Annotated in this window: 19 protein-coding genes and 1 tRNA gene; 15 read left to right on the plus strand and 5 right to left on the minus strand. The window is 37.1% G+C overall.

Annotated elements, in window-relative coordinates:
- Positions 1 to 48 precede the first annotated feature (48 nt).
- From DVG78_RS08360 to DVG78_RS08370, 3 genes are all read left to right on the plus strand, one after another.
- Positions 49 to 795, plus strand: a complete 747-nt coding sequence (locus DVG78_RS08360; RefSeq protein WP_114065221.1) for a glycosyltransferase family 2 protein — start codon at positions 49 to 51, stop codon at positions 793 to 795.
- 71 nt (positions 796 to 866) lie between these two features.
- Entirely contained in the window at positions 867 to 3,593 is a 2,727-nt protein-coding gene (locus DVG78_RS08365) for a hypothetical protein (protein ID WP_114460653.1), read from the plus strand.
- Between the two features lie 30 nt (positions 3,594 to 3,623).
- On the plus strand, positions 3,624 to 4,622 hold the full coding sequence (locus DVG78_RS08370; RefSeq protein ID WP_114460654.1) for an alginate O-acetyltransferase AlgX-related protein: 999 nt from the start codon (positions 3,624 to 3,626) through the stop codon (positions 4,620 to 4,622).
- A 152-nt stretch (positions 4,623 to 4,774) separates the two neighbouring features.
- Here the strand turns inward: DVG78_RS08370 and DVG78_RS08375 are convergent.
- The 3 genes from DVG78_RS08375 to DVG78_RS08385 all read right to left on the minus strand — a co-directional run bounded on the left by DVG78_RS08375 (position 4,775) and on the right by DVG78_RS08385 (position 7,759).
- Positions 4,775 to 4,849 (minus strand) — tRNA-Val (locus DVG78_RS08375).
- A 77-nt stretch (positions 4,850 to 4,926) separates the two neighbouring features.
- Positions 4,927 to 6,234, minus strand: a complete 1,308-nt coding sequence (locus DVG78_RS08380) for an MFS transporter (protein ID WP_114460655.1) — start codon at positions 6,232 to 6,234, stop codon at positions 4,927 to 4,929.
- 43 nt (positions 6,235 to 6,277) lie between these two features.
- On the minus strand, positions 6,278 to 7,759 hold the full coding sequence (locus tag DVG78_RS08385) for an APC family permease (protein ID WP_114460656.1): 1,482 nt from the start codon (positions 7,757 to 7,759) through the stop codon (positions 6,278 to 6,280).
- A 255-nt stretch (positions 7,760 to 8,014) separates the two neighbouring features.
- Here DVG78_RS08385 and DVG78_RS08390 point away from each other — a divergent pair, with 255 nt between their 5' ends.
- From DVG78_RS08390 to DVG78_RS08430, 9 genes are all read left to right on the plus strand, one after another.
- Positions 8,015 to 10,294, plus strand: coding sequence for an SLBB domain-containing protein (locus DVG78_RS08390; RefSeq protein ID WP_229598167.1), 2,280 nt, complete (start codon positions 8,015 to 8,017; stop codon positions 10,292 to 10,294).
- Between the two features lie 50 nt (positions 10,295 to 10,344).
- The gene (locus DVG78_RS08395) at positions 10,345 to 11,442 is read left to right on the plus strand and encodes a GumC domain-containing protein (protein WP_229598168.1); all 1,098 of its coding nucleotides are present in this window, start codon (positions 10,345 to 10,347) and stop codon (positions 11,440 to 11,442) included.
- 235 nt (positions 11,443 to 11,677) lie between these two features.
- Positions 11,678 to 12,859 (plus strand): MATE family efflux transporter, encoded by a 1,182-nt coding sequence (locus DVG78_RS08400; RefSeq protein WP_114460658.1) that lies wholly within the window; start codon positions 11,678 to 11,680, stop codon positions 12,857 to 12,859.
- Between the two features lies 1 nt (position 12,860).
- Positions 12,861 to 13,718 (plus strand): FkbM family methyltransferase, encoded by an 858-nt coding sequence (locus tag DVG78_RS08405; protein WP_114460659.1) that lies wholly within the window; start codon positions 12,861 to 12,863, stop codon positions 13,716 to 13,718.
- Between the two features lie 16 nt (positions 13,719 to 13,734).
- On the plus strand, positions 13,735 to 14,871 hold the full coding sequence (wecB, locus tag DVG78_RS08410; protein ID WP_114460660.1) for a non-hydrolyzing UDP-N-acetylglucosamine 2-epimerase: 1,137 nt from the start codon (positions 13,735 to 13,737) through the stop codon (positions 14,869 to 14,871).
- On the plus strand, positions 14,861 to 15,955 hold the full coding sequence (locus DVG78_RS08415) for a glycosyltransferase family protein (protein ID WP_114460661.1): 1,095 nt from the start codon (positions 14,861 to 14,863) through the stop codon (positions 15,953 to 15,955). Before wecB ends, DVG78_RS08415 begins: the two co-directional genes overlap by 11 nt.
- Positions 15,948 to 16,856 carry a class I SAM-dependent methyltransferase gene (locus DVG78_RS08420; protein ID WP_114460662.1) on the plus strand — a complete coding sequence of 303 codons (909 nt, stop codon included), beginning with the start codon at positions 15,948 to 15,950 and terminating at the stop codon, positions 16,854 to 16,856. The genes DVG78_RS08415 and DVG78_RS08420 overlap by 8 nt, the downstream gene beginning before the upstream one ends.
- Before the next feature lie 2 nt (positions 16,857 to 16,858).
- Positions 16,859 to 18,184 (plus strand): hypothetical protein, encoded by a 1,326-nt coding sequence (locus DVG78_RS08425; protein ID WP_114460663.1) that lies wholly within the window; start codon positions 16,859 to 16,861, stop codon positions 18,182 to 18,184.
- A complete protein-coding gene (locus DVG78_RS08430) occupies positions 18,150 to 19,238 on the plus strand; it encodes a glycosyltransferase (RefSeq protein ID WP_114460664.1) in 1,089 nt (362 codons plus the stop codon). Before DVG78_RS08425 ends, DVG78_RS08430 begins: the two co-directional genes overlap by 35 nt.
- A 47-nt stretch (positions 19,239 to 19,285) precedes the next feature.
- On the opposite strand, the gene DVG78_RS08435 is transcribed toward DVG78_RS08430, so the two are convergent.
- Positions 19,286 to 20,638 (minus strand): phage tail-like protein, encoded by a 1,353-nt coding sequence (locus tag DVG78_RS08435; protein ID WP_114460665.1) that lies wholly within the window; start codon positions 20,636 to 20,638, stop codon positions 19,286 to 19,288.
- Between the two features lie 174 nt (positions 20,639 to 20,812).
- Between DVG78_RS08435 and DVG78_RS08440 the strand changes: the two genes are divergently transcribed.
- The 3 genes from DVG78_RS08440 to DVG78_RS08450 all read left to right on the plus strand — a co-directional run bounded on the left by DVG78_RS08440 (position 20,813) and on the right by DVG78_RS08450 (position 24,994).
- Complete coding sequence (locus tag DVG78_RS08440) at positions 20,813 to 22,219, plus strand: T9SS type B sorting domain-containing protein (protein WP_114460666.1); 1,407 nt, start codon at positions 20,813 to 20,815, stop codon at positions 22,217 to 22,219.
- 190 nt (positions 22,220 to 22,409) lie between these two features.
- Complete coding sequence (locus DVG78_RS08445; protein WP_114460667.1) at positions 22,410 to 23,495, plus strand: T9SS type A sorting domain-containing protein; 1,086 nt, start codon at positions 22,410 to 22,412, stop codon at positions 23,493 to 23,495.
- Positions 23,496 to 23,617: 122 nt separating this feature from the next.
- Positions 23,618 to 24,994, plus strand: coding sequence for a sugar transferase (locus DVG78_RS08450; protein WP_114460668.1), 1,377 nt, complete (start codon positions 23,618 to 23,620; stop codon positions 24,992 to 24,994).
- Between the two features lie 31 nt (positions 24,995 to 25,025).
- Here the strand turns inward: DVG78_RS08450 and DVG78_RS08455 are convergent, their stop codons facing one another.
- Positions 25,026 to 26,168 carry a nucleotidyltransferase family protein gene (locus DVG78_RS08455; protein WP_114460669.1) on the minus strand — a complete coding sequence of 381 codons (1,143 nt, stop codon included), beginning with the start codon at positions 26,166 to 26,168 and terminating at the stop codon, positions 25,026 to 25,028.
- Positions 26,169 to 26,289 lie beyond the last annotated feature (121 nt).

A 26,289-nucleotide genomic window follows, 5' to 3' on the forward strand; every position in this document is an offset into this window, starting at 1 on the left:
AAAAGAATCCAACTTTCCTTAAACTGATAACAATTAACAATCCCGATAATGAGTTTATATTTTTCGATTGTCATGCCTGCCTATAATGAAGAAGAATGTATTGAGCAGGTAGTTACTATGTGGACCTCCTTTCTTAAAAATACGTTCCCCGGCAAAGAAACCAAACTTATTGTTATCAACGATGGCTCCAAAGATGGCACCAAAGTTCTGTTAGATGGCCTGGCTCCAAAAATTGATAATTTGTTAGTGGTACACCAACCCAACGGCGGTCATGGAAATGCCGTTGTTAACGGATATAAAAAAGCGGCTGAACTTAACTCTGAGTGGGTTTTTCAAACCGATAGTGATGACCAGTTCGTCACCGAAGATGTGCTCAAATTATGGGAAAAACGGAATGATTCTAGCTTTGTTATGGGCTATCGTCAAATACGCTATGATGCCCCTGCCCGATTGGTCATTACGCGCATTTTGAAATACACTATTTTCTTCGCGTACGGCACGTTCATCAATGATGCCAACATTCCGTTCCGCCTTATCAAAGGAAGTTTTCTTAAGAAACTATTGGCACAATTGCCTAATCCTGAGCCTTTTGCTCCGAATATCTTTCTGGCAGTAATGGCTAAAAAAGCGGGCGAAAATACATTTGATATACCCATTACCCACAAAGAACGTTTAACAGGCACGGTTTCTATTTTACGTTGGAAGCTCTTAAAAGTGTGTATTCAAAGTTTTAAAGAATTGCTTCGTTTCCGTCTTGATCTCAACGGAAAAGTGAAAGCAATCAAGGCGAAATAAAGACGTTTATGGTTCATAGTCAATAGTTTATCTAATTTTCAAACTATGAATTACAAACTATGACCTAACCTATGAAAAGAAGAGGGCTAATTGTTGTTATTGCGCTGGTGGTGTTGCTGTCAGGATGGTGGGGCTTTCAGCGTTGGCAAATGTATTCGGCATCCGTCTGGAAATTGTTGCCCGAAAACGCTTTCTTTCTGATTCAGAGCCGACACCTGCAAGATACCACGTACAAGGTTCAGCGAGGAGGCATCGAAATGCGTGAGGTACCACTTCTAAACCTTGCTGCTCGACAAGTGGATATGTTTCGTCAGTTGAGCGATGACAAAGCCCGCGCCGAAAACCTTCTAAAAGGGCAGTCAATTACGTACGTTTTGCAAAAAACCGCTGGTGGGCGGTTTGCCTACCTTGTTTTTTTGCCCATGGAGGCTTTCCAAAGTTATGCGTGGCTGGAAGCACCCGCCTCCAAAAACGTGCGGGTAACGTCGCACATTCACAGCGGACAAAAAATTTACGACGTCACCAATCCTCTCTCAGAGCCTATTTTTGCGTATACTTTCTTTAATAACTTTTTGGTTTCGTGCGTTTCGGGTGATGTGCTTGAAGATTGGGTACGGTTTGCCCAAAGCCCCCTGAGAACCACTAATACCAGTCGCTTTGAAAGTATCAAACAAGAAAGCAGTGAGTTGAGCATTTACCTTGACAACGTTGTACTATCGGAAGCCATTCGACGCGAAGCCGCTACCAGTCCCGACGCAGGCTTGCTTTATTTTTTGTCGTTTCTTCCAGGTACCGAAGGCTTGCACTTGGATAAATTTTTCTCAACCAAAAATTCCACCCTTACCTCACAAGGAAAAAAAGTAAGACTGGAAGGCTACGTTGAAGCCCTAAATGACCAGAAAGCCAGTCCGCTTAACCATACTTTTTTTATCCCAAATACTACGGCGGTGATGTACCGTTTGGGGTTTGAAAATTCAGACAATTTTGTCCGAAAACTACGCCCACAACTGGAAGCCTTATCCACTGATTCCGTCAATCGTTCGCGCAAACAACTGCTGAACCTCATCGGAAATGCTCGATTGGATACATTTTATCGAAGTTTTAATAAAGAACTCATTCTGTGCCAGTTGGAACCCAACAACTCCCTCACCAAAGGACAGATTATCTTACAACAGGTTCAACCCAAAAATGGACTCGAACCCTTTTTCAAGCGTTTATCCGTACTTTTCAACAAAAACACCGGCACGCCCTTCGAGCCTTTTCAAGGAGGATACGTTTACAATATCAATTGGCATGAGTTACCCGCGGTTCTTTTTGGCGGGCTTTTCAAAGGATTTCCCAAATGTTATGTGGCGTTTCACAAAAACTTTGTGGTCTACGCCAATGATTCACAAGTACTTAAAGATTATCTCATTGACTTGGAATACCAGCGAACATGGGCCAATTCATCGCTTTATAACAACTTTTTAAAAACGACTCTCGGCGCTTCCAATCTTACCTTTATTGTCAACCCGCGCAAAAGCAAAGAGTACATGGGTACAGGGTTTATGAATTATTTATTCACGAATCTCAACTATGATATTACCGAAAAACTCCCCTTTGACCAGTTGGTTTTCCAATCCGCTTATAAGAACGGGAAAGCCTATTCCTCGCTCACATTTGGCCGATTAAACAAAGCTACGAGTGCCAAAACCCTCAATAAAGTATTTTTACAACAGGAGAAACCTTTTGAAACGCCTCCTGCGGGTGGAATTTACCTCGTTCGCAACTATCCGAGTAGTCTCGAAAAAACCATTGTAGTCACGCCATCACGCGAATTACAGAATCCATTATTAGAAGAAAATAAGCGTAAAATTACGCAGTTAGACGCCCCAATCGTGGGAGATATATATTCGGTCGATTTTCTGAGTATAGGCCGACTACAATACGTATTTGCAACGCAAAAAAGCCTGAATGTCATTGATGAAGACGACCGCCAACGCTATCTATCGCTGCCCCCCATTACGCTCCCAGCTGGGCGCACGATTCGGAGTTTTCAGCGCCTAGAAAGTGGCATTGAAGGCAGTTTTAGATTCTTAGTAATTGATACAGAAGGCTTTTTATACCTCTGGAACAGCCCCAATCAAGCGCCTGTTGTACTGAATCGCTCCCGCCCCTTTGTTGACTTGCTGCTGCCCATCAACGAAGTAGAATACATGGGAAAACGTCACTTTTTGTTTACACAGGGCTCAGGTCAGGTGGGCTTAATCAGCGAATCTGGCGTGATTCCTTCCCCTTATAAACTGGAATTGAATACCAATTTTTCGGGGCCATTTTTTGGGGTATTTACCCCTGAAAACGGCACCACCACCCTCATTGGCATCAGTAAATACGGCGAACTTTTTGAAATAACGCTCGGTGGGCAAGTCAAGCGAAAGGTGCAGTTATTCCGTTCCGATCCTACCTCCTTCTTCCGGGCCCGGGCCGCCATCAACAACCGTGACTGGATTTTGTTCCGCGAATCTGAAACCCAGTTTGCGGTACTTGACAAGCAAGGCAAAGAACTGTTTTCGGCTCAAGGGCTTATTCCGTTCCGCAACGATGTACAATATCATTTTTTGGGTTCGGAAGTAAAGTTTTTAAGCGTAAAATCGGGTAATTTTACAACGCTATACAACCTAAACGGTACTCAAATCGGCGATAAGCCCATTCCGAGTGAAATCCCGATACGTGTCAATCTCGTCGAAGGCTACAATAAGCTGTTGATTCACAGCTACGCCAATAAAAAATTACAAACCTGGTCTTTGAAGATTCGGTAGCGAGACGCGCAATTTCAATATTACAGCACGATGAAAAAAGTCCTTCAATACATCTGTCTTGCTTTTTTTTCACTGCTTTGGGTCATAGGTTGCCACCCAATCCTGAGCCGTGGAGCGCTGGAATTGGGGCTCACCGAAGATTCGTACCGCTACGGTGATCTATACCGACTTTCCAATTTGCCCCAGTTCAAAGAACGGACGGAAGCTTGTCCGAAAAAATTCGTCAATACTCCGTCCAAAAACAACATCGCGCTCTACATCATCGGAGATAGTTTTACCGAAAAACAGCGCATCGACCAACGTGATTTTAACGTTAAAACTTACCTGCGGACCCACTGGAATGACTCGCTGGAGGTACAATTGAACCCCGAACAACGAAATATCCTAATCTTAGAAACCGTAGAACGGCATTTCAGAGAACATTTTGCGGTGCCCGTTCGAACCCTAAAAATCAGCCAAGCATTCGTCAAAAGCCCGACTACCAACGAAGCCCCCCAACCCAAAAGTTGGGACGCCATCCTTCATGAAAGCGAAGAAGCATTGGCTAGTTTTGTGTTTTCAAGTGATTTTTTCTTGAAAATAAAAGAGTGGAAAGCGGCGCTGAATTTGGCTTGGTTTGGTCGCCACAACGACCAAGTAGCGATTTCGCCCGACGGCAAAAACATTTTGTTTTGTTGGGATACCGACTCTACCCGTATCACCTCTTCTTTCTATCCTTTTCCAGATACAGAACTTAACAAGCTAATCAAAGGCGTAAATGCGACGAAGGAATATTATCGTTCGCTGGGCTTTGATGAAGTTTATCTGGCCATCATTCCCAACAAAACCAGCATCGTAGCGCCAGAAATGGGTAATTACAATCATTTGGTGGAGCGGGTGCAAAACCACCCAGCACTCCGTACGCCCATCATAGATGTATGGGGACTTTTCAATCAACATTCTACCGAAGTATACGCCCTCAGCGATACGCATTGGAGCTGCTACGGGCAGGGAATATGGCTACAAAAAGTCAATGAAGTAGTGAAATGACTTGTGAGTACTCAAGCCAAAGTTTTGGTATTTTATCCGAAAACAATTGCCGCTTATGGGATAGTGGTGAGCAAATGTAAGCAGGCATCAGAAATCTACCCAAAACCAAAAAAGCCGCAACTCGCTAAAAACTAGAAAGTTACGGCTAAATGTAGGACCTAACGGGCTCGAACCGATGACCTCTGCCCTGTCAAGGCAGCGCTCTGAACCAACTGAGCTAAGATCCTATTTTTATATCAAAGGAGAAATAACGATAGCGTAATTGCCTGCATTATTCCTCGTTTGGAGCGCAAAGATACTAACTTTAGGAAGTACTCAAAGGGCTTCGGTAAATTTTTTGTGAGGGAATTCGACGTAAAATCAGCAACCCAATCACAAAAATCAACGCCAAAAACAAAAGACTATTTCGCATCCCTGATACTTGGGTGATGATGCCAAAAATGGTCGTCCCCAAAAAAGTGGAGAACTTATCGCAGGCATCATAAAAACTAAAATAAGATGCCGTGTCGGGCGTGTTGTCGGGTAAAAGCTTGGCGTAAGTAGAACGGGAAAGCGACTGAACCCCGCCCATGACAAACCCAATTCCAGCGGCTAATCCATAAAATTGCACTTCGGTTGTGACAAAGTAAGCCGTTATACACACACCAATCCATATCACTAAAATCCCCGAAATCGTACTTGTATTTCCCCATTTCCCCGACAGCACTGCTGCACAATACGCCCCCACAATGGCCAAAAGTTGAAGCAATAAAATGGTTACAATCAGGGCATTGTCGGGCAAATGCAATTCATTGCTTCCAAAGATTGTGCCGATGTACATAACGGTCTGCACACCCATATTATAGAAGAAAAAGGCCACCAAGAAACGTTTGGTAATGGGCAAATGACTCAATTCACCCAATACTTTTTTGAGTCCTCTAAAGCCATTCCAAATCCATCCCCCTTCCCGCTTCAACCCCGACGGAGTGCCGTTTGGCAAATAGTAAAAAGGAATCTGGGCAAAACCCACCCACCAAACTGCCACCGTTACAAATGAAATCCGACAAGCAGTACCCGAGTCAATCCCGCCGTACCATTCGGGTTTGATGAGCATCGTAAGGTTGAAAATCAACAAAAGTACACTTCCGATGTAGCCCATCGTAAAGCCCCGGGCCGAGAGCTTATCATAGCGGTTTTCGGTCGCGATTTCGGGCAAGTACGCGTTATAAAAGACGATACTACCCGACCAACCAATCAGAGAAATGGCAAACGCTACGACGCCAAGTTCCAGGTTTTCACGATTAAAAAAATAAAGAAGTAAACACGAAAATGCCCCCAAATACACAAAAAACTGCATAAAACGCTTTTTGCTGCCGCTAAAATCAGCAATGGCTCCCAAAATGGGGTTTACCAAAGCAATAAACAAAAAGGCAAACGACACCGCAAACGAAAAAAGCGCGGAATTATTAACGGTCATTCCGAGAAATTCCACGTCGGGTCCCCCCTGCGCATTGACTGCCGTGTTGCTGAAGTAAATCGGAAAAATGGCCGAAACAATGACCAGTGAATGTACCGAATTGGCCCAATCGTACATACACCAAGCGTTAAGAATGGAGGGTTTGTTCTTTTCCATACTGCTGAATTTTTGCTTTACCTGCTTGCGTTGAATAAGGATTTTAAATTGCTTTTTTGCCGCCTCCCGATTTTCTGGTGATGTAATAAACCGGAATACCCACAGCCGCAATCAACAACCCCATCCCAGTATCAAAACGGGTATTGGAATCGCTCAATAAAATCAAACAAATTCCCATCGTAACCACAAGGTAAAAAATAGGCACAAAAGGATAACCCACCGCTTTGTAGGGACGCTCAGTAGTAGGCTCACGGCGGCGAAGCACAAAAATTCCCGTAATGGTAACCATGTAGAAAATCAAAGAACCAAACGTACAATAATTCAGCAGTTGATTATAACTCCCCGACAAGCACAGCAATGAAGCCCAAATACACTGCACCCACAGCGCCTTACCGGGTACCGATTTTTCGTTCAATTTGGACGCCTGTTTCAAAAATAGGCCATCCTGCGCCATGGCATAATACAAACGAGCACCCGCCAGAATCAACCCGTTGATACAGCCAAACGTAGAAATCATAATCAAAACGGCCATAATACCCGCCGACGAGCTTCCAAAGATGACCGACATGGCAGCGGTCGCGACCCGGTCGGTGGGATATTCGGCAAATTGAATTCCTTGCGCCATCACATCCGCCCCCGTACTTGAACCTTTTAGGGGTAAAATACACAGATAAGCAATGTTGGCTAATACGTACAATACCGTAACAATCAGCGTCCCCAACAAAAGGCTCAACGGAATGTTCTTCTTGGGGTTTTTGATTTCAGCCGCAATAAACGTGACATTGTTCCAAGCATCCGAAGAAAAAAGCGACCCAATCATTGCCACTCCTAGTGCCACAATCAAGGCCATCCCCGAAATCATCGTCACTTCTCCGGTTTCTTTCGACACGCGACTCGCATCCCACGCATTTTCAAAGTTTTGTTCCAGTACTCCGCTTTGAAGGCCGTAACCTATACCAATCAATATCAGTCCAAACAAAGCGACCAGCTTAGTGGAAGTAAAAATATTTTGAATCAACTTGCCCGCATTTACCCCTTGCGTATTTATATAAGTAAGGAGCACAATACACGCAATGGCATAAAAAGTACCCGCATAAACGTCTATCGGTCCAAGGCTGAATAACACATTTTCGGCATTCTGAAAATTCAGTTTTGGAAAAAACACCGCCGAATATTTGGTAAATGCCACGGCAACGGCGGCAATAGTGCCCGTTTGAATCACCATAAAAACGGTCCAACCGTAGACAAAACTTGTCAAAGGCCCGAAAGCGCGTTGAATATAGATATACTGCCCTCCCGCTTTGGGCATCATACCTGCTAATTCGCCATAACTTAGTGCTGCCGCCACAGTCACTACGCCCGTCAACACCCAAGCGACCAAAAGCCAGCCCGTTGAGCCAAGCATACGTGCCATGTCGGCACTTACAATAAAAATGCCCGAACCAATCATTGCTCCAGAAACGAGCATCGTGGCATCGAGCAGACCTAAGGATTGTTTAAATTGTTTAGTTGTAGAATTGGGCATAAAGCGAGAAAAGAGTTAGGTTTATTGACAAAGATAAATGAACCGCTAAGTAAAATAAAGTAATATTTTTTCGATAGTATGAATTTGTTCCCTATTTTTGAGCAGAATTTATCTTAATTCAAGATTTTTAGAAATAATTGGGCAATTCTGCGGTATTATTTCGGCATCAACACCTACTTTACAAACTAGACCAAGGAACCTGTGACTCCACAAATTCGATTTTTCTTCTTCAGTTTTTTTTGTTTAACTTTAACATTGGGAATTAATGCACAAACTCCATCTAAAGTAGAGCAATTGAGTGATTCCCAAGTGAAAGCCTTCTATGAAAAAGCCAAAGCAAGCGGAATGTCTGAAATGCAAATCGAACAAGCGGCTTTAGCACAGGGATTTACGCTCTCTGACATCTCTCTCATGCGTAAGCGGCTCGCTGAAGTACAAGACAAAGAAAACAAAGAAGACCTTACAGACACTGATTCGCTGAAACTTAGCCGGCAACAAATCGGTAAATTGAGCAAGCGCGATATTCAAAAGGATACCCTAAAAATTCCTAAAAAAGAGCCACTTAAAGTATATGGTAGTGAGTTATTTAATACCGAAGGACTCACTTTTGAGCCAAGCCTGCGCATTGCTACTCCCAAAAACTACCAATTAGGTCCCGATGACGAATTGCTCGTTGAAATTTACGGTGACGCCAAAGGCTCTTATCGCCTGAAAGTCAGCCCCGAAGGAACGGTTAAAGTGTTGAATCTAGCCCCGATTTACGTGAGTGGCCTTACGATTGAAGAAGCACGGGACAAAATTGTCGGTCGGTTACGACAATCCTACGCGGGTCTAAACTCCAGTGGTTCTTTCGCCTCCATCAATTTGGGTAACATTCGAAGCATCAAAGTAATGGTGACGGGTGAGGTGGTAAAACCTGGAGTCTATACAGTGTCCTCTTTGGCCACCGCTTTCAACGCCCTTTATCTGTGCGGAGGGCCCAATAAAAATGGTTCTTTTCGCGCCATAAACGTCATACGAAATAACAAAGTTGTTCGTACGATTGATATTTATGACTTTCTGCTCCGGGCCAGTCAGGCCGATAACATTATTTTACAAGATCAAGACATCATTCAAGTACCGTTTTACCTCACCCGCGTAGAACTGGACGGGGAAGTAAAACGCCCTGCTATTTATGAACTAAAAAAGGGTGAAACCCTACAACAGTTGGTCGATTTGGCGGGTGGTTTTAATGAACACGCCTATCAGGCATCCATAACCATGCGTCGCAACACCGACAAGGCGCGTAAAGTAGTGACGGTTATTAAAAATGAGTACGCAACTTTCCTTCCCCAAAGCGGCGATGCCATCATGGTGGGCAAGGTATTGGAGCGATTTGACAACAAAGTGGTTATTGAAGGGGCCATTTCACGTCCAGGAGAATACGCCCTTGGCGATAACCTCAAGACGCTTAAAGACCTTATCAACCAATCGGAAGGCGTGCGAGAAGATGCTTTTTTGAACCGAGCCTTGATTCACCGCGAAAAACCCAACCGCGAACCTGAGGTAATTGCCGTCGCTTTAGGTAAAGTACTGTCCAATGAACTGCCCGATATTGAGCTAAAGAACCAAGACAGTGTGGTTATATCATCCATAAAAAATCTACGAGAGGAATACTTTGTTACCATCGTGGGAGAAATTAACAATCCCTCCGACTTTCCTTTTGCGGAAGCAATGACCGTTTCGGATTTAATTACCCAAGCAGGCGGTCTTACCGACGGTGCGATTGACAGTCGGATTGAGATTGCGCGACGCATCAAAGACAACAATCTACCCGACGTTGCCGAAAACGTAACCATCCAAATTATTACCTTAAAAATAAACCGCGATTTATCTTTGCTACCCGCTGATAAAGAATTTAAACTTCAACCGTTTGACATTGTATACATCAGAAAATCAACACGCTATGACAAACAACGAAGCGTAGTAATATTGGGAGAAGTAAATTATCCGGGTACCTACGCCATCCAAAACAACAGCGAACGGGTGACGCAATTATTAGAACGCGCTGGTGGTCCCAAATTAAATGGTTATCTTCCCAATGCGGTATTCAGAAGAGACGGCGGGCGAATTGCGCTTGACATACAAAGGATTGTCGATAACCCCGCCCTTGAAAGCAATATTATCTTAGAAGAAGGTGATACCATCTTCGTTCCCGAGCGTTCCGAATTAGTAAGAATTGACGGTGCAGTACTCAATCCTTCTGTCGTAAATTATTCAAAAGGATTTAGCTACGAAAATTATTTATCACAGGCGGGAGGATACGGAGACCGTGCCATGAAAAGTCGTGTATATGTGACCTACGCCAACGGCTATACCGAGCGTACGCGTAAATTTCTGTTCTTTAACATTCGTCCAAAAATCCAACCTGGAAGTGTTATCTCAGTTCCTTATAAACCAAAAGATGAACGGCGCTCTGACCTTACAGGCCCCGTCATTCTGTCGTTTACCAGTACCTTAATCTTGGCCGCGGTTACACTTATTTCAAGATTATAATTACTCATTCGTGACTTTTTATAAAAAGCCACGTCATCAATTTAACCCAATTGATTCTTCAAAATCAATTTATGCAAGATTCAACATCACATACCCACTCTGTCCCTTCCAATGAAATTGAGATTAGCGTTACTGATATCGTTCATTTTTTTAAAAGTAATTTACGCAGTATGGTGCTTTGGGGAGCAGGTTTTGGTGTGTTAGGGGCCATTTATGCCTTTACTGCCCAAAAAGAATTTGAATCAAAAGCAGTGGTATTACCCGAAATTGCATCCAGTAGTTCGTTGGGTAAAATAGGGGGATTGGGTGCCTTAGCAGGATTGGCTGGAATAGACCTCTCTCAAATGAACAGTACCGAAGCCATCCGTCCCGATCTTTATCCAAGTGTTACCCAAAGTCTTCCTTTTGCCTTATATTTACTTGATCAAAAAGTTTTTGTCTCGTCGACTCAAAAAACGCTTAGCCTGAAAAACTATTTTGAATCCTTGAATGAAAGTTGGCTTAGTAAATTATTTGATTCTAAAGAGGAAGAAAAACCTAAACTAGACCCCACGCAATCGAGTCAGGCGGTAGAACTTACTCAAAAACAAGAAGCCTTGGTAAAGCAGATCCAACAACGGGTTGTAACGGCCTTTGATCGCAAAACGGGGATAATTACCATTAATACCAAAATGCCCGACCCAGTCGTAGCAGCAACCGTAGCTCGATTATCCGTGGAATACCTTAAAGAATACGTGACCAATTACCGAACAGATAAAGCACGTAAACAACTGACATTCTTACAAAAACAAGTTAATGAAGCAAAAGCAAGATATCAAAGTAGCGAAGCCGCGCTGGCAGGTTATCGTGACCGCAATAGCTTCTTGGTGATGAATTCAGCCAAAATAACTGAACAACGCCTGCAATCAGAGTTTATGCTCGCCCAAAATGTCTACAACGGATTGGTTCAGCAGTACGAACAGGCAAGGATAAGAGTGGAAGAAGAAACGCCCGTTTTTAAGATGTTAGAGCCCGCGAAGATACCATTGAAAAAGAGTGAGCCCAAAAGGATAATGCTAATATTTCTATTCTCAATATTTGGAGTAATATTAGTAATAGTAGCTAAATTTATACCTTCGTTTCAAAATTATTATAAATTACATCAATAAAAATTTATTTTTTTTCTTGTGTAAAAAAATCTTAGTAAACAAATAAGAATAATTTATTTTTTTGAAAAATCAATCAATAATAAGGCGTATTTCCCGTGGAATTGGAGCGAATTTGATAAATCAATTATTAAATTTCGTAATCCAATTTAGTTGTATATTTTTTTTTGTATTTTTTTGGGGAGAGAATTATTACGGAGAATGGTTAATAATTTATACAATTAGTCAGTACCTAACAATGGGAGACTTAGGTATAAGTACAACACTAAGCAACAAAATAACTTTTTTTTTAGAGACAAAAAATTTTAAAGAAGCAAATAGATGGTTAATAAATTGCTGGATTATTCTAACAATATTTTCAGGGATTATATTTTGTTCATTATTTCTATTTTTTATTTTTTTTCAAAAAAGTAAATTTAAAATAATATTAAGTAATGAACTTTTAGTTTCGCTCTTTTTAATTTTATTATATGTATTGATATTATTACAGACTAATTTGTTAAGTGGCATATATACAGCAAGCCTAAAATTCACAAAACAAAAAAATATTGATAGCTTAGCAAAAATTTTGGAATTTGTTTTCATTATAACAATACTAACTTTAAATGGGAAAGTTATTCAGGTATCAGCTGGTATGCTTTTTTGCAGATTTATAATTTTAGCATATATTCTGTACGATCTAGCCTATAACTACAAATGGATTAACCCTAATTTACTATTAATAAAAAAATCAAGTATAAAAGAACTTTTAAAGCCAGCTTTAGGTAATATGTTTTTAAATATTGGTTATTTAATGTATTACAATGGGCCAATTATACTAATAGGAAGTTTTTTAGGAAGTACATATGTAGCTAGATTTTTTGCATTGAGCACTATACTTAAAGTAGTTAAACAACTACCGTTATTGATTAATCTACCTCTATATCCAGAGTATGCACGTTTATTGCAATTTAATGAAATTCAAACAGCAAAAACACTGCATAAGTCGGCAATATTATCAACATTTATTATAGCTTTCATTTCAATAGTGATAACTTATACAACTGCAAATCAATTAATTGGGCTACTTTTGTATAATAAGAAAATAGAAATCATTTCTCCATTTTTTGAAATTTCATTATTTTCATTATTAATTCAATGTACATGGCATTCAAGTTCGGCAGTTCTCGTTGGAGGAAATAAACACATAAAATTAGCAGTCCATTTTTTTTTAGCATCAATACTTGGGTACATTGTAATTATTTTATTCATTGAAAAGTTCACCCTAACTGCAATTGCATGTGGATTATTAATTATCGATATTCTAATGATAATAAGTACTTTTAGACAAGTCTTTAAACTTTTAGATGAAAAGTTTCTAAATCTATTCCAAATTGGAAATTTATATAATTTAATTATCCAAACGAAAAATTCAAATTAAAGTGAAAAATAATTTAATATACGACATTGGTATGCATTTAGGATATGACACTCAAATGTATTTAGACAAAGGCTACAATGTAATAGCTGTTGAAGCAAATACATTCCTAGTGGGAAAAGCAAAAAAAAAAATGAGTAAGCCAATAGAAAATAATAGGTTACAGATATTGAATTTTGCCATTTCTGAAATAGACTCTGGAGTAGTTCCTTTTTATATAAGTATTAACAAAAGCATCCAAAGCTCATTAGAAAAAAATATGGCTGAAAGAGGAAGCACTGTCCTAAAAATCGAAGTAAATACGACAAAGTTATCAACTCTATTTCAGAAGTATGGAGTACCATATTACTGTAAGATTGATATTGAAGGATATGACTATATAGCATTAAAATCTTTACAAGGCTTTCCTAGTTTACTTCCCAAATTCATATCTGCTGAAATTAACAATATTTCAAATGAAGGTCATACCGCCGAAAATATAAGTAGTAAAAAGGAACTATATGACATTTGGTTATCTATTTTAACTTTATTAAAACAAATAGGATATACTAAATTCAAAGTAATTGATCAATCAAGTTTACAAAATATAAGTAACAGTACTTATATTAAAAATGATTTTTTATTAAAAAAAAATATCTATTCAAAGATCAACAAAAAGGCTCTCCGTATTAAAGAATGTTTAAGTTTAAAAAAATCTTTTAATTTAGGTTATTTTAAAGATTGCTCGGGTCCATTTGGCGAATATCTTGAAGGTGAATGGTTAGATTTTGAAATAACAAAAGATTTAATAATGAGCTACGGAAATACGATGCTAAAACATGGAATTAAAACGATGTGGTGTGATATACATGCAACTTATTAAAGCTTCTTAAAATAAAATGAAAAAAGTATTAATAGTAATTGGTACTCGACCCGAAGCCATAAAAATGGCACCTGTATTTAAATGTTTAAACAATTATCATAATCAATTTAGAACAAAAATATGTATTACTGCTCAACACAGAGAAATGCTTGATAATGTTCTGGACTTTTTTAATATTAAGCCAGACTATGATTTAAATTTAATGTCTCCTAATCAAACTTTAGAAGAAATTTTTGCCAAAATTATTACTGAATGTTCAAAAGTTTACTTTGATTTTAAACCAGATTATATTTTTGTACATGGTGACACAATTACTTGCTTAGGCGCATCATATGCAGCATTTTTACAAAAAATCAAAATTTGCCATGTAGAAGCTGGATTAAGAACATATAACAAATACTCCCCATTTCCTGAAGAAATCAACCGCCAATTAGTATCTAAATTAACTGATTATCATTTTGCACCTACACAATTATCACAGAAGAACTTAATTTCTGAGAAAATAAAAAAAACTAATATCATTATAACAGGTAATACAGTAATTGATGCTCTCAAAGAGAGTATTAAAATTGTGAATCAAGAAAATTTTAATAACAAAGAAATTAAATATCTTACAGAAATAATTGTTACCAAAAAAATAATATTAGTAACAAGTCATAGAAGAGAAAACTTTGGTGAAGGCATTTTACAAATCTGTCAAGCATTAAAAGGCATAGCAATTGACAATCCTGACGTTCAAATAATATTTCCTGTACATTTAAATCCTAATATAAAAGAGGTTGTAAATACTCAATTAAATGATATAGTCAATATTTCATTAATTACACCATTAAGCTATCCATCTTTTGTTTGGTTAATGGATAAATGTTATTTTATAATTACTGATAGTGGTGGTATTCAAGAAGAAGCCCCTAGTCTAGGCAAACCTGTACTTGTAATGCGGGATAACACTGAACGTCCAGAAGCTGTTACTGCTGGCACAGTTATTCTAGTTGGAACTAATAGTGAAAAAATTACCTCAGTCTCAAATGAACTTTTAAGAAATCATACTTATTACAATTCTTTTTCAAAAAAAAACAATCCCTATGGAGATGGAAAGGCATCACAAAGGATTGTTGATTTTTTAATAAAAAAAAATAACAATGAAAATTAATAACAGCATAACATTTGTTGCACCATTCCCAACAAATCAAAATATCAAAGATGGTCTAGTAAGTAGGGTTGCAGCTATAGATAAAATTTTTCAGGAAAATCATAGATTATACTTAGACATTTCATTTACAAAAAATTTAAAAAAGAAAATTTTAAAACAAGATACAGTTACAATTTATTATTTAAATTTCTTCATTCATTGTCTATCAATCATAAAACTATGTGCCAGTAGTACAATAATTTATTGTCACACACTTGGAAGGGTTGCAAGGATTATTTTCCCTCTACTTTTTTTAAGAAAAAGATACAAGCTAATACTAGATATACATGGTACTGACCCCGAACAATCACTTTATAACCAAAACTATGTAATGTTTATTTGTCTTGCTTTAATAGAAAAAATTGCTTTTAAAAAAATTGATTTATTAGTTTCTGTTACTAATGCGATGGCGTCTTTTTATAAGAACAAATATCCTTCATATAAAAAAGAAATGATATGTTATACAATATTACCAAGTACAATATTAAACCAATATGAAATACAACACAACAAAATTATTTCAATTAAAGACAAATACTCTATTACAAGTAATGATATAGTCGTAATTTACAGTGGTGGCATTCACAAATGGCAAAAAATAGATGAAACATTCAATATTATTTCTAAAAACAATTATAGTAACATAAAGTATTTCATATTAACAAACAACATATTAGAAACTAAAAAAATTATCGCCAAAAATAATATAAAAAATGTAGTAACCTTATCACTTCACCCTTCCGAATTAATATATTTTTATCAACTTGCACATTATGGGTTTGTATTAAGAGATGACCATATACTTAACCGAGTTGCATGCCCTACTAAATTAATGGAATATTTATCATATTCTATTACACCAATAGTTGACTTAATTGAAATTGGAGACTTTAATACTTTAAATTACAATTATCTCCATAAGGAATATTTTAACATTAGTAATATATCTCCAAAAAAAGAAACAAGAAACAAAAAAATTATCGAAAATATTATTTCAAAAAATAATAAAAATGTTTTCTATCTAAAAGTAATGGAATATGCTTAAAAAATATCACGAGATATTAGAATTAATAAAGAGTGATTCTAAATTCACAATAACATCAAATAATAACCTCGCAAGCATTCCAATTCTCATTGATTTTGGAGACTCAATTTGTTCTAAAACATCTTATGAAGCTAATAATATTGAAAGTAAAGTTGATAGGCCAAAATATTCAAAAAATATCATTTTGAATATTTTCAAAACTTTAGTTTCACCAACTCCTAGATCTACAATTAAGAATATAGCTTTATTGCAAGAAAAATTAGAATTAAGTTCACATGTATCTAAATTATTAATTATCGGGGGCGGCACAATTGGTAGAGGAACCTCTCCAATTTATAAAAGCAACAAAATAGATATAATTTCATTTGATGTTTATTATTCAGAGAATATAACATTTATAGCAGATGCACACAATATTCCCTTAAAAGATGAATCGTTTGATGCGGTGATAATTCAATATGTTTTAGAGCATGTTGTTAGTCCAAATATCGTTGTAAGTGAAATAGAACGAGTACTTAAACCCGGTGGATTTATTTATTCCGAAACACCTTTTCTAGAACAAGTTCATGAAGCAGCATATGATTTCACTAGATTTACTCATAGTGGACACAGATATCTTTTTAAAAATTTCACTGAAATAAAATCGGGGGTAATCTGCGGTGTAGGAACACATCTTATGTGGACCATTGAGTATCTTATAAGAGGCTTATTTCGCTCTAAATTTATAGGAAAAGTAGCAAAATTAACTTTCTTTTGGTTGCAATATATTGATTTATTGATTGATACCAAGTACAATATTGACATGGCTGATAGCTTTTATTTTCTAGGACAAAAGGTTACTGGCTCAACAATGAATATTTTTGAACTTCCCAATTATTACAAAGGTGCAGATAATAAATAAAAATGGAAACAAGTTATCAAGGCTACGAATTAATAACTTTTTCTGATATTTTTATACTTCCATTAAGCATTTTTATTTCCTATATATTTGTATTATATCTGGCAAAAAAAATTTTCAATGGAAATCCATATTATTTAAACATTGTAAAAAATGCTTTTCTATTTAAGCTTTTTTTTATGTTTATTTTTTTTATTATTCTATTTACCATCTATGCAAATAGGAATGATCAAATGTCATTTTATTTCCATTTGCAGACGATGCTATCTTATATCTCTGACAATCCATCTGTTATTTTTGAAATATTTACTAACACTGACAATAACAACACCTTCCTACCTGCTTTAAATGACGTTACTGCTTCTTTTTTAAATAGTAAAGGTTTTTTTTCTGTGTTTAAAACTGAATTACTTGTTTTACCTTTTTCTTTTAACAGTTTTTTAGCAATAAATGTTTATGGAACTTTTATTGGATTTATCGGATTTCTTTTAATATATGCAAATTTAGCATCTTTATATCCTAACTTATCAAAAGAAATATCTTGGGGTATTTTTTATGTACCTACAACTTGCTTTTATACTTGTGGTATTGTAAAGGAAGGTATTGCAATATTAGGAATGGGGATTATTTTTACTTTTTTTTACAAATCATTTATTTGTAAAAAAACAAATAAGTCCTTAATTGTGTTATTATTTTTACTTTTTCCCATATGTTTTTTTACTAAGCCATACATATTTGTATTATTTATTCCAACCTTAACAATATGGGTTTTCTATCCATATTTTAAAAAAATTAGCATTATTTCCAAATTAATTATTTTTATTTTTATAATTTTATTAATATTAGGTATTATTCAAATTATAGGTATACTTGACTCTCGATTTATGTTTGAAAACTTAGTTCAATCTGCTGAACTAGTTCAAGAATTTACTGCAATTGCTTCTGAAATTGTCGATGGTAAGGGAAATTATGAACCTATAAATATAGATTTTTCCTCAGTAAATAATTTAGCTTATACAGTATTTTCAGGCTTATTTTTATCTTTTTTTAGACCTTTTTTTTGGGAGGCAAAAAACGTTCTTTTTTTATTTGTATCATTAGAAAACCTATTTCTTCTTTTTTTGTTTTTACGCACTCGAAATTTTCATAAACAAGATGAAAAAGCAATTGTTTTAATTTTTTTACTTTTTGTATTACCTTTTAGTTTTTTTGTGTCAATTAGTAATTCAAATTTTGGTGCTTTATTAAGGTACAAGGCCCCAATGGTCCCTTTTTTATATTCTTTTTTAATAATTTATGGATCAAAAAATAAAAATACTGCACGTAGTTGAAGCTTTTGGAAGTGGCATTGTTGATTTTTTATCCATCTTAACTTCGCTTGAAGAATTTGAATATACAATTTTATATTCAGAAAGAGAACTTAAAATTAGCGAAATCAAACCCAAGTTTAAGGACAATATTAAATTTATTGAGTGGGAATTTGCAAAACGTAAGATTTCTATTTATAAAGATTTAAAAAGTTATCTCTATTTTTCCAGATTTCTACGAAATAATAGTTTTGATATTATTCACCTCCACTCGTCAAAAGCAGGAATTATAGGTAGAGTGTGGGGACTTTTTAATAAATCAGTGCCTATATTCTATTCCCCACATGGTGCTCCCTTTGCACGTAAAGACATCTCTTTTTTAAGAAGATTGTTTTTTGAATCTATTGAATATATTGCTTCTAAGCTAAGTGGGGAAGTTATATGTGTTTCTCATTCAGAATCAGAACTCTATAATAAAATCGGAATAAAAGCCGATTTTATAAATAACGGTATTTATATACGAGAACCAAAATTATATCCAAAAAACGAAAATCAAATCAACATAATAACTGTAGGTAGAATATCAAATCAAAAAAATCCAACAATGTTTAACCAAATAGCGTTATTCTTCAATAACAATCCAAGAATAAAATTTATATGGGTTGGAGATGGTGAGTCTATTAATAAATTATATTCTGAAAATATTCGAATTACGGGATGGTTATCTAAATCAGACTTGAGTAACGAACTTAAAAATGCTCATATATACATATCCACTTCCTTGTGGGAGGGGTTGCCTCTTGCCGTCTTGGAGGCAATGGAACATCAATTACCTTTAGTACTCAACAAGTGTGTTGGGAATATCGACTTATTACAAGAAGGCAAGAATGGATTTTTCTTTGAAGAACAATCGGAAGCTATTCACAATTTATTTCTATTAATTGATAATCAAATATTAAGGGAAAATTTTGGAGAAGAGTCATTTAAATTATTGAAAAATAAATTTAATAGTGATAATATGATTAAAAGTTATAGACTACTTTATTTACAATATAAAGATTCTAGTAGTGCAACATAGAAAGCAAATTTGCTTTCTATGTTGCACTACTATGAAAATCCATTCCTTTACTTCTTTGCTTCCAGCTCTTTAATCCTTTTGTTTAATTCAATAACATGAAGCGTCAATTCTTCAATTTTTTCCATAAACATTTTACTAGTTTTAGATACGTCCAAACCATCCTTTACTATTTCATCTGCTGATGGAACATTAGGTAAATGTCTATTCTCTTTTGTAAACTTTTCAACTTCTTCTAAAGGCATTAATTTATAGCTAGGTTCAAAAACATAATCTGCCCAATCCCCTCCTGTACTTCTCAATGCAACTTTCAATTTCTCGCACAAAATACCATCTTGAACTACTAAGCGATACCCATTCACTTGACCAACATTTGCAGGCAATGGTACACCACCAGTTCCAGGAGTAGCACTAGGAGCCGTATCAAAATCTCCAATTACCATATAACCTGTTGTTTTTGAATTTACCCGTAACCAACTTGATGCAAAGTCACCTTTAATTAAGGGATTACTTGTTGCTGTATTAGCTATGTAAAGTTTTGAGTTACCTGTTTCATTAGCACCTGAAGAATACCCGATAAAAACATTACTAGAGCCTGTGGCATTAACGCCAGCGTACGTACCCAGAGCCATGTTATTGCTCCCTGAAATTAAATATTGTAAAGCCCCAATACCTACTGCTACGTTATCCCCGCCAGAAACACTGCTACTTAGAGCATTTCCTCCTAGGCCAAAATTGTAATTCCCCGTTGTATTTGATGCCAACGCATTACTCCCAATACCAACATTCCAAATCCCTGTTGTTTTAAATAATGCACTTGTTCCAATACCAATATTATTACCTCCAGAAACATTACTTGCTACTGCATAATGGCCTATACCAATGTTATAAGCACCCGTAGTATTTGATGACAATGCCCCATATCCTAAACCAACATTTGAAGCTCCAGTAGTGGAAGCAATACCACTAAATAGCCCCATATATAGATTGTTAATTAAGTCAATTTTCCCAGCAAACTGATTGTTAACCTTAAACCTTAAAGCCTTATCATTAGTACTTCCTATAAAATCAGTATCATCAATCACATTCCCTTGCTTATCCCATGCACCTACTGAGCTAACAGCCGATGTACGAGCGTTTGAAGGTTGCCATGTCGTACCATCAAAAGTATAAGTACCTACTACTTGATCTGTTTGAAAGATAACCAAACCCGCCGCTGGATTTTTGATTGCATCACGCTGGGCTTGATTCATTCGGGGTAGTAGCAACCCTTTCGTGTTAGAATTAAGGTCCAAAATAGCCGAAGGGTCGGGCTTTGTCGTTCCAATCCCGACGTTATCGGCTTTCTGGGCCAAGGCAGCCCCACAACTAAGGGCCAACGCTAGAGTAAGAATTTTTTTCATGTGTCTAGTATGTTTTTTGTTTTCGTTTCTATTTCACTTTCCGAAAATAAGGGATAAAAACAGAATGAAAAAATGCTTTGCCCTAAAATTATCTAACGGTAGCATTTTGTGCCCTTAAGTACGTTTAAATATTGCTTATTCTTTCTAATTTCGCAAATACAATTTTTATTCACAATGGCTTGCTTCAACTATCGGTATATTCTACCTTATATAATGTGCCTGTGCGGATTGGTATTCACACAGGTTACTTTGGCGCAGTGCCCCGTTCCAGCGCAGTTTGGTCCCCAGTGGGTGGACGGGAGTTTTGGAATTGCTGGTACCGAGGTTGGAACTCAGTGTACTGGTCGATCAGTTACGGTAACCACCCCTTCATCAGTGGTTAATGCTCGTTATATTTTTGATTACAAAAACATTGGTGATACTTCACAAGCAAAACCTACAACATCTTTTTCATATATACAACCTGGCTATTATTCTATTGTTCAATTAGGCACAGTCAATGGAAAACCTTCTGTATGGTGCAATTCGATTCAAGTATATGGAACTTCCAAACCCAGTTTTTCACTGACATCTGAATGCGGGAACACTACTAAATTAACGATAAATACCACAGGTCTTGCTTTTGGTCGATATTTGGTAGATTGGGGGGACGGAAAACCAACCCAGATTTATACACCCGGCCAGCCTGACCTTAGTTATACCTACGCAAATTCAGGTGCTTATCAAATTAAAGTAAGGGGGGAAGGAACCCTAGCATTGAATGGATGTAATGCGGATAGCGACCCGCAAACTTTTGAAGTGCTAAATGATCCCGCCCCTATAACAAGTGCTACGGCTACCGTAGTAAACAACTTGTACGGTCAGATAAGCGTAACGGTTCCCAACACGGTTAAAGTAAAAAATTATTCGTTTACTAAAAATGGCGTTGAAACTCTCCGAGTCAACAGCCCTTATGTTGACTCCACCCTAAATGCCTCACAAAGCGGCGCTTGCTACCAAGTAGCCTACGCTGATGCCTGCGACCGTAAACCTGCGACAATGCCCACGGTTTGCACCATTTACCTGCAAGCAGAAAAGGAAACCCTAAAATGGTCCCCTGAATCGCCTTTTTCCACGGCAGTCAACACCTACACCATTGAAAAGCTCAATGAAAATGGCCAGGTCGTAGCTACTTATCCCGCTGGCAATACTACGGAGTGGCCAATGGACATCAGTGATAATGACGTAGAAGTAGTTTATCGCGTTCGTGCTACGAGCGTCAATGGGCAAACAAGCCTGTCAAATGCAATAAGCTACGGTCGAACGGTCAAATTGTTTGTGCCAGATACTTTCTCCCCCAACAATGATGGGCTCAATGATACATTTGATATAAAAGGACAATTAATCAATAAGCTAGAAATAACGGTCTATGATCGCTGGGGCAATGTGCTTTATAACACAAAAGATTTAACTAAAGGATGGGACGGAACCGACGTAAACGGAAGAGAGCTAAGCCCGGGGTTTTATACCTATAAAATAGAATACTCTGATACAAAGGAACGGGTTTATTCTAAACTTGGCACCGTCAATTTAATGAGGTAACCGTAGAATTAATCGCCAATATTTATTTTTGAACAATATGCTTGTTGCTTCACTTTATTATGTCAAATCTCAATCTGATGGCTCAAAGATACCGTTAGATAACTTATAGCCTATCTTGTTGTGGATAATCCAAAAAAAACTTAGCTTTACTCATTGAATTTTCAAAATAGACATAAATGTTTTCTATAATATGAAAAAGCCACTACTCGTCTTTCTGGGTTTTCTCTGTATTCCTGCTGCCCATGCCCAGTTTTTTTCTTCTACGGAAGTATATATTGGTTCGGGTGCTGTAGTTACCTTAAACAATGAAATAATTAATCAAGGTGACTTGAAGTCAGAAGGTACGCTTCATCTCCGTAAAGGAATTACTAATCAAGGTCAAATGACCTTGAACGGTCAAGTAATATTGGACGGTGAAGGAACACAACTGATTAAAAGTGACAATTCTATCAACGTAGGCTCACTTTTTCTTTCGCAAGTCGGGAAAGTGAATCTGCAAGCCCCGTTGATTGTACAGAACGAGCTAAAGTTTGGCAAAGGAATTATTGAAAATACGGCGTTATTCCCCCTTGAAATAGCCGATAACGCTCAAATTACGGGAGCCTCCAACCGCTCACACGTGAAAGGTTATGTTCAAAAGTCGGGCGATGATGCATTTGATTTTCCCGTGGGCGATGGACTCGAACTGCATACGTTTGCCATCTCTAAACCTGCGAGTGACGATAAAATTTCGGTTGGATTTGTGACGCAAAGCCCAACCCGTCTGTCTAATAAACTAGCTGATGCCGTTGCTGAAGTGACTGGCAACAACTATTGGGCAGTTCAGGGTATCAAAAACCAAAACATTCAAGTGAGTGTTGCGTCGGAGCAGGCCAACAACCAAATCCTGCAATTGCGCGACAATCAATGGAATCTGGCAGCGGGCAGTGTCGAAAACAACGTAGTCTCGGCCCAAACTGTATTGCATGGGGCTTCGTACTTTACGATTGGCACACAAATTGCGGAAGCATCAGAAAAAGCGGAGGTTAGTGTTTATCCCAATCCAAGCAATGGTTCGTTTGACGTTCGCTTGAAAGGGTTTACGCCCAACGAAATAATTTCGCTTGATATTACTGATTTGAGTGGACGTTCGTTGGTTAAGCAGGAAGGAAAAGTTAAAGATTTTGCAACAAAATATTCAATAGGTGACAAAGTTTCCAACGGTAGCTATTTCTTACGAGTCCTTCGTACCGAAAAAAACCAAAGTTTTGTACAAAATTTACTTATTACTAAGTAATATTGAATTGTTCTTTGTGTAAGTGTGCCCAAGATAGAAGTATCTTGGGCATATTTATTTAATGGTTTTAGGTTCTACTGAAGCTGTATTATTTTAGAATAATCACTTCATCATTGAAAAATATGAAACATCGTTACTCATTTCTTTTCTTACCATTTCAACTTATTCTTGATTGGATACTTCTCAATCTGTCTTTTTGGATTGCTTACTTCATTAAGTTTGGCTTTGCTTCTGAATTAAATTCTTCGTACCAATGGTTTTTACTCGTTTGTAACTTGATATGGTTGGGCTTAATCGTCATCGTGAAGCCCTACAATTACTCACGAATCAAGTTTCATGTTTTCAATATTTTATATCAATACCTATCACTTTCTGGTTTGTTTGCCGCCTGTATGGCGTTTGCTTGGATTATTTTGAGGGATTTAAATTTATCCCGTCTACACATGTTGTTCATGCTTATGGTATTTATGGCGCTAGGAATCACATGGCGGGTCTTTGCCGTAGTCTTCATTAAATTTTACCGCGCATCGGGTCATAATATACGACGATACATCATTGTTGGCCACGGTAAATTAGCCACGACTTTGAAGGAGTTTTACGAAAATTATCCCGAGTTTGGTTACGAATTTTACGGTTTTTTTGGCGACATAGACGAAAATAACAAGTCTATTATGCGGGGAAATTATGATCGTTTAACAACATTTATTAAACAAAATACCATTGATTGCGTGTACTGCTGTACCCCTTACATCAACAATGAAGTATTAGGCAACATTATCACACAATCAGAGCAAGAAAATTTTCAAGTAAAGTTGGTCATCGATTTCTCTTCCATTCTCAGTAGGCAATCGACGGTTGAATACCATGACATGCTGCCGATTATTGATATTTCAAACCGCTTTTGGGAGGACATAAAAGTACAAATCCTAAAACGTATCTTCGATATTGCCTTTTCCTCATTTATTCTGTTTCTGGGTATGCCGATTTGGGTTATCTTAGGTTTAATTACAAAGCTGTCATCCAAAGGCCCTATATTTTATTCTCAGGAAAGAATTGGTAAATCTGGCAAACCTTTCCACATTTATAAATTTCGAAGCATGTACGTAAACGCGGAACAGGAAGGACCGGCATTATCATTTGGTAATGAAGACCCCAGAATAACCCCTTGGGGCCAATTCATGCGTAAAATGCGCTTGGATGAAATCCCACAATTTTACAATGTTCTAAAAGGCGACATGTCAGTGGTAGGTCCACGCCCTGAGCGCCAATTCTTTATTGACCAAATAACGCCCATTGCACCTGATTTCAGTAAATTATTGACGGTCAAGCCAGGCATCACTTCAATTGGCCAAGTAAAGTTTGGATATGCACAAAATGTCGAAGAAATGATTCAGCGTTTAGAATTTGATTTACAGTACTTAACAAAAGTTTCGCTGTTTGTTGATATGTTGATTATTTGGGAAACAGTGGTTGTAATGCTTAAAGCCAAAGGGAAGTAAAATATGTACCTTATCTTTTGAAATGCTTACTTTAGATTGAAGCTATTGGATTGATTAAACGTTTTTTTTCATGCTGTAATCTAAACTTAAAGCGCTCAAATAACCATACAAATTTTGATTTTTTAGTTAAGCCTTTATAAAATAAATCATAGGCGATACCTTGTCTCACAAACATTCGTATTGTACGTTTCATGCTATTATCGGTGTATTGGCCCGATAAAAGAAAGAATTTTTTTTGTAAATTAATTTCTTTCATGCTATTACTATCAATATTTACCGAAAAACCTGATAATTGAAACTCATTTTTAAGATAAAAAAGGCATATTTTCAAAGCATAATCGAGATGATTTGCGGCGGCAAACTCCGTTATTTGAGTAATATCTCCATAAAAAGAAGGACTGTGGCAAATTGTAACAGCATCCAAAATCCACCGAATGGTTGGTTGTCCTTCCAATGTTCCATGAATAATGGTATGAAAAAGTTGATATGAATCATTTAAAATCCATGTAGCGTTTTCGGGATCAATCTGTAGACTTTTTGAATATTTTTTTTCAAATAACCAATTGCTCTGTTGATACTCCTGAAAGAAAAAAGCTTGCCAGTGCAAATCCACATCAATTCCCCCTTCATCAAAACAGTGCATGGCATGGATGAGATGTCGATATTTGTACTCAACAGCATCGGGAATATTCCCGTAGGCAGCTAATAGAGAAATGGTTGCTTCTAAATATTCTAAAGGAACTAATAAATCAACATCCCCCATCGGTCGTACCCCCATATCTTTATAATAATGCAAAGACATCGGAATACCTTTAAGCAGCATGTTAGGAATACCTGCATCATTACAGGCTCGAACTATCTCTTGTGCCCTATACAACAACTTTTGGTTAGACATCCAAGTGGTACGATAAGCATCCCGTAATGCAGGCAAAAGGGAATCGCCAGAATGTTCTAAATTTCGATAAATTAAGGGGAGCACTCTTAAAGATTCAGTATCAACCCCAGCGAAAATGGAATAGTTTGCGTTATCTTTCGTTATATGATTGAGATTTTTATGTTTTTTCCAAAGCTCCCAATAGGTAATCGCTTCCTCAGGGGCAAAAAGGGCCGCTTTTAGTAACCAAATTTGGTCTTCTTGGATGCCAATGAGTTTTTTTACTTCTTCGAGGTTCATTACTCTTGTTTTAGCAAGCAATATAAAGAAGATACTTTTTGAGGGGCGTGTTTTTTTGATTTTATTTGTCAACTAATCCAGTTTTAAATGTTTGTCCGAAAGCAGTTTTCATTTAAAATAA

Source organism: Runella aurantiaca (genome assembly GCF_003339505.1).
Taxonomy (GTDB): Bacteria; Bacteroidota; Bacteroidia; order Cytophagales; family Spirosomataceae; genus Runella; species Runella aurantiaca.